Annotated in this window: 11 protein-coding genes and 1 pseudogene; 4 read left to right on the forward strand and 8 right to left on the reverse strand. The window is 33.9% G+C overall.

Annotation, left to right across the window (positions count from 1 at the left end):
- Nucleotides 1-267 precede the first annotated feature (267 nt).
- Nucleotides 268-1,659 (forward strand): class II fumarate hydratase, encoded by a 1,392-nt coding sequence (gene fumC, locus ACFVT8_RS09460; protein ID WP_387083348.1) that lies wholly within the window; start codon nucleotides 268-270, stop codon nucleotides 1,657-1,659.
- Between the two features lie 265 nt (nucleotides 1,660-1,924).
- Here the strand turns inward: fumC and ACFVT8_RS09465 are convergent, their stop codons facing one another.
- Nucleotides 1,925-2,257 (reverse strand): hypothetical protein, encoded by a 333-nt coding sequence (locus tag ACFVT8_RS09465; protein WP_387083349.1) that lies wholly within the window; start codon nucleotides 2,255-2,257, stop codon nucleotides 1,925-1,927.
- Between the two features lie 216 nt (nucleotides 2,258-2,473).
- On the reverse strand, nucleotides 2,474-3,211 hold the full coding sequence (locus ACFVT8_RS09470) for a hypothetical protein (RefSeq protein ID WP_387083350.1): 738 nt from the start codon (nucleotides 3,209-3,211) through the stop codon (nucleotides 2,474-2,476).
- 290 nt (nucleotides 3,212-3,501) lie between these two features.
- Between ACFVT8_RS09470 and ACFVT8_RS09475 the strand changes: the two genes are divergently transcribed.
- On the forward strand, nucleotides 3,502-4,095 hold the full coding sequence (locus ACFVT8_RS09475; RefSeq protein WP_387083351.1) for a YdeI/OmpD-associated family protein: 594 nt from the start codon (nucleotides 3,502-3,504) through the stop codon (nucleotides 4,093-4,095).
- A gap of 102 nt (nucleotides 4,096-4,197) precedes the next feature.
- On the opposite strand, the gene ACFVT8_RS09480 is transcribed toward ACFVT8_RS09475, so the two are convergent.
- The 6 genes and pseudogenes from ACFVT8_RS09480 to ACFVT8_RS09505 form a co-directional block, all read right to left on the reverse strand.
- On the reverse strand, nucleotides 4,198-4,815 hold the full coding sequence (locus tag ACFVT8_RS09480) for an NUDIX hydrolase (protein WP_387083352.1): 618 nt from the start codon (nucleotides 4,813-4,815) through the stop codon (nucleotides 4,198-4,200).
- Nucleotides 4,805-5,458 carry an HAD family hydrolase gene (locus ACFVT8_RS09485; RefSeq protein WP_387083353.1) on the reverse strand — a complete coding sequence of 218 codons (654 nt, stop codon included), beginning with the start codon at nucleotides 5,456-5,458 and terminating at the stop codon, nucleotides 4,805-4,807. Before ACFVT8_RS09485 ends, ACFVT8_RS09480 begins: the two co-directional genes overlap by 11 nt.
- A 331-nt stretch (nucleotides 5,459-5,789) precedes the next feature.
- Nucleotides 5,790-6,380, reverse strand: a complete 591-nt coding sequence (gene lepB / locus ACFVT8_RS09490) for a signal peptidase I (protein WP_387083354.1) — start codon at nucleotides 6,378-6,380, stop codon at nucleotides 5,790-5,792.
- Nucleotides 6,381-6,634: 254 nt separating this feature from the next.
- Nucleotides 6,635-7,258, reverse strand: coding sequence for a TetR/AcrR family transcriptional regulator (locus ACFVT8_RS09495; protein ID WP_387083355.1), 624 nt, complete (start codon nucleotides 7,256-7,258; stop codon nucleotides 6,635-6,637).
- A 779-nt stretch (nucleotides 7,259-8,037) separates the two neighbouring features.
- Nucleotides 8,038-9,225, reverse strand: coding sequence for an MFS transporter (locus ACFVT8_RS09500; protein WP_387083356.1), 1,188 nt, complete (start codon nucleotides 9,223-9,225; stop codon nucleotides 8,038-8,040).
- A gap of 323 nt (nucleotides 9,226-9,548) precedes the next feature.
- Nucleotides 9,549-9,644 (reverse strand): annotated as a pseudogene (locus ACFVT8_RS09505) (glucose-1-dehydrogenase); the annotation flags it as partial.
- Between the two features lie 14 nt (nucleotides 9,645-9,658).
- On the opposite strand from ACFVT8_RS09505, the gene ACFVT8_RS09510 reads away from it, so the two are divergent.
- Entirely contained in the window at nucleotides 9,659-9,880 is a 222-nt protein-coding gene (locus ACFVT8_RS09510; protein ID WP_387083357.1) for a hypothetical protein, read from the forward strand.
- Nucleotides 9,877-10,105 (forward strand): IS3 family transposase (locus ACFVT8_RS09515; RefSeq protein ID WP_387083358.1); only part of this gene is annotated, 229 nt, incomplete at its 3' end. The genes ACFVT8_RS09510 and ACFVT8_RS09515, both read left to right, overlap by 4 nt.

Genomic DNA, 10,105 nt, shown 5'->3' on the forward strand with positions numbered 1-10,105 from the left:
CGATCGACGCTATCATTTAATGGTAGCGTTTTAACTTTTTAAAAGTTGAAATCGAACTCAATTCATATCTTCAAGCAAAATATTTGATTTTTTAAATGATAACGATTATCATTATCGGTAGATTATTTCTTTACTCCGACATGCTTAGTTCAGAATCCCCCTATTTTTTTGAAATAAGCATGTATTAAACGGATATTCTTACATCAGACTAAGAATTATCCGTTTTTTACTTTAAAGATATTTACATAAATAAAGGAGCTGTTTTACATGGATTATCGTATTGAAAAAGACACGATGGGTGAAATTAAAGTACCAGCAGATAAAATTTGGGGTGCTCAAACGCAGCGCAGTAAAGAGAATTTCCAAATCGGAACAGAACAAATGCCAATTGAGCTAATTCAAGCAATGTCCATTTTAAAGAAAAGTGCTGCGATCGCTAATAATAAATTAGGCAAACTTTCACATATAAAAGCAAATGCGATTGTGCAAGCCGCTGATGAAATTTTAAAGGGTCAATGGGACGATCAATTCCCACTTGTAGTTTGGCAGACTGGTAGTGGTACACAGTCAAATATGAACGTCAATGAGGTAATTGCGCACCGTGCAAACCAACTTTTACAAAATGCTGGAGAGGCTGAACGCATTCATCCAAACGATGATGTCAATAAATCTCAAAGCTCAAACGATACTTTCCCAACAGCTTTGCATATTGCAGCAGTGTTAAAAGTTGAAGATTATTTACTGCCTCGACTACGCTTACTAAAAGCAACACTTGAGGACAAAGCAGAGAATTTTAAAGACATTATTAAAATTGGTCGTACTCATTTACAGGACGCAACACCGCTTACTTTAGGTCAAGAAATTAGTGGTTGGGCAGCAATGCTTGCCAAATCCGAGCAAATGATTGTCCAAAATATTGAATATATGAAGGAACTAGCGATTGGTGGAACAGCAGTTGGTACAGGTATTAACGCACATCCTGAATTTGGTGAGCGTGTAGCAACGGAAATTAGTGAATTAACAGGAAAACAATTTACTTCTGCAGTAAACAAATTCCATGCACTGACGAGTCATGATGAAGCTGTTGTCGCACATGGCGCATTAAAGGCTCTTGCAGCAGACTTAATGAAAATTGCCAATGATGTTCGCTGGTTAGCGAGTGGTCCTCGTTCAGGTATCGGTGAAATTACGATTCCAGAAAATGAGCCAGGCTCATCCATTATGCCAGGTAAAGTGAATCCAACGCAAAGTGAAGCAATGACAATGGTAGTTACACAAGTCGTTGGCAATGACGCAACAATTGCCTTTGCCGCTTCCCAAGGTAATTTTGAACTAAATGTCTTTAAGCCAGTCATTATCTATAACTTCTTACAATCAACTCGCCTACTTGCAGACACAATGAAATCATTTAATGATCATTGTGCTGTCGGCATCGAGCCAAATAAAGAAGTGCTTGACCATAATTTACGAAACTCATTAATGCTTGTGACTGCACTTAACCCTTATATCGGCTATGAAAATGCAGCCAAAATCGCGAAGAAAGCCCATAAAGAAGGTACAACATTAAAAGAAGCAGCAATTGCATTTGGTTTACTAACAGAAGAACAGTTCGATGAATACGTGGACCCTGCGACGATGATTTATCCAAATGTTAAGTGACAGTTATGCAAGTACATTACACAGCACCTTCAAAACATTGGTATATCAACGTTTCTAGAAAATAAGCTCCGATATGCACTTAGCATTACGGCATGTTTTGCGGCTAAAATGGGGCTAATTAAAACGCTTTGGTGGGCATGTTTATATGCGTGATAGAGATTGGAGCAAATTGCTTCAATCTCTTTTGTTAGTTCATCATACTTTCATAAAAAATAGCACTGTTTGGCACAGTGCATTTCTAGGTACATTAGATAACCCCTCACAGTTAATTGTGGAAGACAACTTTATTTTCAAAATAACTACAGTTAGCACAAAGATAATCTTTATTTATAAATATAGCACTGTTCATATTTGACCAAGGAATATGTTCAGAACATCTTTCGCATTTATCTACATACTTATCACGTAAAATACCATTCTCTAAAAAGACATACCATTGTTTATCCGATAAACTTTCTGGTCCATTCTTTATGACAAGCATCGATATTTCTAACGCTTCACCATCGTCAAATCTATTCTCTTTAATTAGTTCTTTCAAATATGGAATAAATTTAGATGATTCTCTTAATATTCTCTGTTTAAGCTGGTCTCTTTGCATAATACCTCTCCTTTTTCCATCTACTTCAATTCGACAAAAGGAAAGGAACCCCTTCCAATTTTAATAATAAAAATAAAGCTGGACAAACTACATTGTCACTAATCCACAATAAAACATCCTATTCACATATCAACCAATCATAAAAAATAGCCCCCTTAACAAATAATTAAGAGAGCTATATATAAATTCTAATCTATCACTTATCTTCAACTGACTTTAATAGATTGGCTTTAAAATACCTACAGGAAGCCAAATACATTGTTCGTCATTTGCTTCCAAGCTATCCTTTACACATAGATAAGCATTAATTGAATCACTCACTGAATAAACAATGCTTCCTTTTTGCATGACTTTTTCAGTTTTAGAATCTATTAATGGGTAGGATTTCGCTTTGGTATCTTCTGTTACCTCATAACGTACACCTGTTTTTCTAAATTTTGTATCAGCTACTTTCATATCTGAACCAGGATAATGCTTTTCACACTTTAGCCCTTCCACATCGCTCTTGCAATATTTCAACATTTGATCACCATTCATATCCACTATAGAAGTATCGCGCCATTCAGTGAATATTTTCCCGTATCCTCCGCTATCACGATTAATATTAATATAACTTGGATTTGGATAAAAGGATGCGCGAATTTTCATCGGAACTTCTTTAAAAACTACCAGATTGGTTGCTTGTACCCGATATTGCCCCATTTGATAAAATGTTTTGCCATCATATTTTTCAATATCGTACGTTCTAAAGTAATTATTTCGCTTCACCACTAGCGAATCAAATGTACCATCTTCATTTTTCTTATATACCTTGATATCTTTTGTAAAGGTCATTTTTCCTGTTTGGTCTTTATATACATCTGCTCCATCAAATCTTTCGATAGCCTCTGATTTTGTTGGATTTACTACCGCAAATACAAACGCTGCTAGTAATACAATAAATAATTTTTTCATTATTCTCTCCCTACTCAACTTTATTTTAGAAAATATTATCCACTAGTATTATATACCAATAATACGATATTCCACCAACAATCATATGATGATGAAAAAATCTTAATATATTTTCCATTGTCAGTTGCTCTATACCATATTGTAATTACTGTCTTCCACAATTCGCTATACTTTGTAGATTAGCATTATTAGTTATTTATAGCTAGACATGACACTATTGAATGTTTTATTATAAAACGATTAAGAACTTGATATCAGCAGATTAATAAATTGTAGAGAGGTGTTCCTTGATGCCAAAAAGTAAACTGAATCCGAAAGTTGATGAATTTTTAAGTAAAGCTAAAAAGTGGCAGGAAGAATATTCGGCTTTGAGAAATATCGTTCTTGACTGTGAACTGACTGAAGAATTTAAATGGATGCATCCTTGTTACACACTTGAAAACAAGAACATCGTGTTAATACATGGATTTAAAGATTATTGTGCGCTTCTGTTTCACAAAGGTGCCTTGTTAAAGGATACACATGGGATTCTGATTCAACAAACTGAAAATGTACAGGCGGCTCGCCAAATACGTTTTACTAGCGTTCAAGAAATAGTTGGAATGGAAACTATTATAAAAGACTATATTTATGAGGCCATTGAAGTAGAAAAAGCAGGTTTAGAAGTGCCCATGAAAGAGCATAAGGAATACATAATTCCTGAAGAACTTCACAATAAATTCGATGAAATGCCTACCTTAAAAACTGCTTTTGAAGAATTGACACCAGGGAGACAAAGAGCATATATTCTACATTTTTCTCAACCTAAACAATCTAAAACACGCGTGTCAAGAATTGAAAAATACACGCAGCAAATTCTCGATGGAAAAGGATTAAATGATTAAGTTTATCGAGTCACTTCTTTAAATATAAAGTCCAATTTCATAATTAAGAAATTGGACTTTTATCATTACATAGGAACAGCGCTCAATTCTTCTTCATAACTGTTAATCAAATATTGTTTCTTTATTAGGATTTCTTAAAAATTCAAAAAGCATTTTGATTTGAGTATCTGTATTTCTCCCTAAAGAAAGCTTTGGTAAATGATCTTCATGATAGAAGTTTACTCCTTTTGTCTCTAAACCATTTCTTGCATGCCCACCAATAACCTCACATTGAATAAACAATTTATAATAATGATATGGTTGAGGTGGATGAGGATGCTTATTCATATCCAATACAGCGAGCAATTTCATAGGAACAACATCGTATCCCGCCTCTTCTTTAATTTCTTTGACAATGTTTTCACTAGGCGACAAACCTATATCACAGAAACCACCTGGCAAAGACCATCTATCATCAATTTTTTCTCTTACCATTAGTATTTTATTGTTATTAAATACTACTCCTCGAACATCTATTTTAGGTGTTTGATAACCCGTTTCATTAGTAAATAAATCCTTGATTTTCTCCATTTCTAATCCAGTGTATTCTTTCATTATCTCAGAGCTTAAATTTCTTAATTCTTCATAACGTTCTATATCGTAAACGTCTTTAGAAAAAGTTAATCCTGCTTGGGATATTGCTTGGATCTTCTTTGCCCACTCTAACCATTTATAACTCATGACGATTACCTATATTTATAAAATCTACAAATTGATTTATGCTGTTAAAAAAAGAATTAGGTTCAATTTTAAATTCTACAGTTTGAACATCCTGCAACCACCGAACACCTACCGTATGTACATTTGCTGCACTTCCTGCTTGTATATCTGCATCACTATCCCCAATAAACATAGCCTCATTATCTCGTACATCCAATAATGATAATGCCTTGCTAATTCCTTCTGGATGAGGTTTTGGGTTAATAACATCATCCCCTGTTATGATGACATCAAAAAGTTGATCCATTTGAAGAGCCTTTAATGAAATATCTAAACTCCTTCTTGCTTTTCCGGTAACAATGCCTAATTTAATATCATTACCTTTTAAATGTTTGATCATTTCATCAATTTCCACATTATGTTTAACCAAGTTGGAATGGTTCTCTAAATATTTTTTATAATACAATTCAATAGCTTGCTCTTTATTTGAATTTACTAGATTCCCCCTAATAATTCCTGTTTCTGAGGGACCGAACATCGCTTCTATTTCTTCAGAAGAAAGGTCTTTATTGTCAAACTCTTTGAAAACATTGTGAAAGGCATAATAACAAATTGGTAAAGTATTTGCCAAAGTTCCATCGAAGTCAAAAATAATAGCTTTCATAACACCCACCCCTTTCCCCAACATTATCAAATTAAGGTTAATTTATCAATATATGAACCACAGGAAAAGTTTTTAGATCTAATGCTGAGAAATCAGCTATCACCATACGAATGCTTCAAATATTGAGTTAGTAGATACCAGAAATTTGATCAAAAGAGACTATCTGTTTAGTCGATAGCCTCTTTGATGAAATAAAAACACGATTTAGTGCAATGATACCCTTTGTGCATTCGTTTCCTGGTTGTTGATTTAACAAGACAATATGAAAAAACCACTCATCGTGGAGTGGTTATGTTTATTATCTTTATCAAGTTTTTAAGCTTTCGGTCTATTAATTAAATTTGAGGTCAATGTGCTCGATCGGCCAACAGATGATACTTGTTGTACCCATTATTTTTTCTTTAGGGATGAACCCTACTTCAGGGTTTCTACTATCATTACTTACACGACGATTATCACCTAATACAAAGTAATACCCTTCTGGAACCGTAGTTTCACCTAAGTCTTGTTCTAGCGTAAAATCATAAGTAAGTGTCCCGGGATCCTTTAACTCCTTCTTGTACTGATCTAAATAAGGTTCATTGTACTTTTCTCCGTTTATGTATAATTGATCATCCTTATACTCGATTTTATCACCTGGTAAACCAATAATACGTTTAATAATATTTTTTTCTTCATTGTCAATCTTAACATCATTAATAACTACAATGTCAAATCGATCAATTGACTTAAATCTCGGACCAATTTTATTAACAATAACACGATCGTGATCTTCCAGTGTTGGCTCCATAGAAGCACCTTTTACCAGTACTGGCGTAAATAAAAACTGCTTGATTATAAATGCCAACAATAAAGCGAATGCAATTGCCTTTACCCATTCAACAAACTCATTTGTTTGTTTTTCCTGTATTTTTTCTTCCAAAATTACACCTCCCATTATTAAATACGTCAAAAAAAGGAAAATAGTTTCGATTTTCTGTTGAAAAATTAAAATTTTTTTGGAAATTCATTCACAAACAAAAGTCAAGAAAATATTTTATGAGATTGATGACTATATCCATTTCTATAATCTATCACTATCAGAAACGATTACACGGCCTGAGCCCTTTAAAATTCAGGACTCAAGCAGCTTAAACTATTTTTATAATTCACCTTGCCTTAGTGCAGCTCAGCATTCTAAAATTTTCTTATTTCATTCGATGTTACAACTAAAGGAGGAGATATTGCAAAAATTTGATATATAGAACTATCAAGTAGAATATTGAATATTTCACATTTGTTATACACTAAATCTTTATTCATAGCTGCAGTATATAATAAAGTACTAAAGATTCCATATGCTTTTTCTTTTGGTATTCTCATATTTAAATTTGAACGCTCTAATACATCATCCAAAAAATTCATATCATTTTCTCTTAGATTTTCAATTTTTTCTTTAGGTAACTTTTTAAAAAACAAATGATACTCTGGATTGTTGAAATTATATAATGTAGGATGCTTTACGTACTCTTCAAAAAGCCAGTTCATCGCGTTTTTAAACCCTTCAATACCTGAGTTAGTCTCTATCATAGAGTACCATTGTTCTTTCAATTGATTTTGAATCATTGACAGCACCTCTAGAAACAGCTCTTCTTTTGATTTATATAGCTTGTAAAAAGTTTCCGTTGATATTCCAACTTGATTAGTAAGAGTAGTGATACTAGTTAATTTGAATCCTTTCGTTTTCCAACTCTGGGCACAGATTTCACGTAACTTTTGTTTAAGAAATGGAAAATCTCCTTCAGTAAGATTTTTAGCCATTAGATCGGTTCCTCTAATTAGTATCATTTAGATCAGTCCCTTTCATTTCGTAATTCCATTGTACGAATTGATTTTCTCTTTTTTCTTACCCATTCCTTACAAGTTTATTAATTTTGCATAAAAAAAGCTCTCCACAGATGATTGTGGAAAGCAATAGAAAAATTTATTTACGAATAGCACATCTTTCGGCGTATTATCTCTCTTATAATACTGCGTGCCTAATCACGAATTCGGCCTCGTACTAAGACTCCTACCGCCGTCATTCTCCCAACGATCAATGTCCCAAACAACATCAACATCTTCCCATCCGTCATGTATTTCTCCGTTAGGAAGGGTACCAATCCTTACTATAGAAATAATACATCATCCTTTTTAATAATATTTCATATTTCTATATTATGTAATGTTATTTGTTTTGTTCATCGCCAAATATGGAGGTCGTTTTGAAGCTAAAAATCCAACAGCCACAGAACATAGAACCATGTCAATGGTTGCATACTTTTTAAACAAGTGCTGGAATTTCGGGGAATAAGAAATTTACATATCCTTCTATACCCCCTCGCTACTACTGGTCCTGCTATTATAAATTGTAGAAGTACCCCGATTCCCTAATAAAAGCTTCATATGGCCATCTAATGAGGACCATAACTATTAATAACGGAATCCACTATAATATTACCAGGACAAATAGGCAGGTAACCTAAACGACATTATCCATGAATCAAATAAATTATAGAACAAACTAGCAATATACATTCACTACTTCTTTTTTTAAACACTCATACTTGTTTCTTTTTATCAAAAATTAGCCATAAAAGTGTAACAATAGCTGCTAGCATAACCATTAGGAATCCAAAAAGCGGTGTATGTGCCAACGATTGATGGCGAATAACAAAACCACCAATATAGGATCCTAAAAATATACCAATGTTGAAAGCAGAAATATTTAATGCTGAGGCCATTGAAATAGCTGATGGTACATATTTTTCAGACAGCATCACCGCATATAGTTGCAATCCTGGGCTATTCATGAACATAAACAGCCCCATGATTAGGACCATGATTAATCCGATAATTGGTGATTCAAGAGTAAAACCAATGCCAAGTAAAGCTAAGGCAAGTCCCGCAAAAATAATAAAGATAGAACGCAATGGATTCTGATTAGCGAAATGGCCACCTAAAGTATTACCAATCGCAACGCAAATACCATAAACCACTAAAATAATGACCACTGCATGAGGAGAATAGCCCATATATTGCTCTAAAATAGGTGAAACATATGTGTAGACAACAAAGGCACCACCAAATCCCATGGCCGTAATGAAAAGGATTAATAACATACGAAAATTGCCTAATACTTTGCTGATATCACGGAGAGAGATTGGATTACCTTTCGATAATTGGCTAGGTACTAACAAAGCATTACTAATTAAACCGATAACCCCAATGATGACGATAAAGATGAACGACATACGCCAGTCTGTTATTTGTCCTATGAATGTACCCAGTGGGACACCTGTTACAGTGGCTAATGTTAATCCTGTAAACATAAAGGCAATAGCACTTGCTCGTTTATTTGGTTCAACTACATCGGCCGCAATGACAGAAGCGATGGACATAAACACACCATGTGCTAATGCTGAAATAATACGCCCGATTATAAGTATTGAGAATAAAGGAGCTATAGCTGCTGTTAAATTCCCAACTATAAAAATAGCCATAACTAGTAATAAAACGGTTTTTCGGCTGAGGTGAGATGTAAAGGCTGTTAATAAAGGAGCCCCAACAGTGACAGCAAGTGCATATATAGAAACTATTAAGCCCGCTGTGCTTAAAGATATCTCAAAGTCATCTGTAATTAATGGTAAAAGCCCAACACTGATAAATTCAGTGGACCCTATACCAAATGCACTGATTGCAAGTGCTAGCAAAGTTAAATTAGCACTTGTTTTTTTTGATTGTGACATACTACTAATATCTCCTTTGATTATTATTGTGTTTATTAAAATACATACGTACCTAAAAGGTATGTAGAGTGCTTTTTGTTACTTTGAGTATTACAGGATGTTTACAATGCGAAAAATTTATAATATTAGTGTGAAAGCTCACACTTGAAGTCAATGGTTATAATTAATCATTGTGACTCCTCCAATTGTTTGATTACTTATTGTTCTTTCATTATGATGTCGCATTAGGATAAAAAAAAGTACGCACATTTTTGTTTCATAGAAACGTTAAGGTAACTTTAGGGAGTTAACAAGGGTTAGTGGGATAAAAATTTTCCCCTGAAAAATAAAGGCCATGGAATTACTTCGTGAACACTGGACATATTGATCACAGTACCTTTGAGATCATGTTCGACATTATATTTAGTGGCTTTTCGACTTTGTGAGTTATGTTTTGGATCATTCGAAGAATAATTCCCTTGTTTTCAAAACAATAAAATCAGCTATTCAATCATTACAATCAGAAGAGCAGCCATTATTACATAGTGATCGGGGTTTTCAATATTCATCGAAGGAATTTAAGCGAATCGTAAACACAGCCAATATGACGCAAAGTATGTCACTTGTTGGTCGATGTATTGATAACGAACCAATGAATCATTTTGGGGCACATTGAAGTGTGAGAAGTATTATTTACATAAGTACGATTCAAATAGAGAGTTAAAACAATCGATAGCTGACTATATTCATTTTTATAATCACTATCGCTACCAGAAACGATTAAACGGCTTGAGTCCTTTAGAATTCGAGGGCACTGAAAAACTTGCGTTTTTTATAAATAAATTCGTTTTAGAGAAAGATAGGGCGCTTCTTGTTCAAATTTTGAACAGGAAACGCCCTA

It is taken from the genome of Lysinibacillus sp. NPDC058147 (assembly GCF_042884205.1).
Taxonomy (GTDB): Bacteria; Bacillota; Bacilli; order Bacillales_A; family Planococcaceae; genus Lysinibacillus.

Bases quoted from the DNA above. Each gene is read 5' to 3' on its own strand.
- ACFVT8_RS09485 (WP_387083353.1), bottom strand. From the start codon at position 5,458: ATGAAAGCTATTATTTTTGACTTCGATGGAACTTTGGCAAATACTTTA.
- ACFVT8_RS09500 (WP_387083356.1), bottom strand. From the start codon at position 9,225: ATGTCACAATCAAAAAAAACAAGTGCTAATTTAACTTTGCTAGCACTT.
- ACFVT8_RS09475 (WP_387083351.1), top strand. From the start codon at position 3,502: ATGCCAAAAAGTAAACTGAATCCGAAAGTTGATGAATTTTTAAGTAAA.
- ACFVT8_RS09480 (WP_387083352.1), bottom strand. From the start codon at position 4,815: ATGAGTTATAAATGGTTAGAGTGGGCAAAGAAGATCCAAGCAATATCC.
- ACFVT8_RS09495 (WP_387083355.1), bottom strand. From the start codon at position 7,258: ATGGCTAAAAATCTTACTGAAGGAGATTTTCCATTTCTTAAACAAAAG.
- fumC (WP_387083348.1), top strand. From the start codon at position 268: ATGGATTATCGTATTGAAAAAGACACGATGGGTGAAATTAAAGTACCA.
- ACFVT8_RS09465 (WP_387083349.1), bottom strand. From the start codon at position 2,257: ATGCAAAGAGACCAGCTTAAACAGAGAATATTAAGAGAATCATCTAAA.
- ACFVT8_RS09470 (WP_387083350.1), bottom strand. From the start codon at position 3,211: ATGAAAAAATTATTTATTGTATTACTAGCAGCGTTTGTATTTGCGGTA.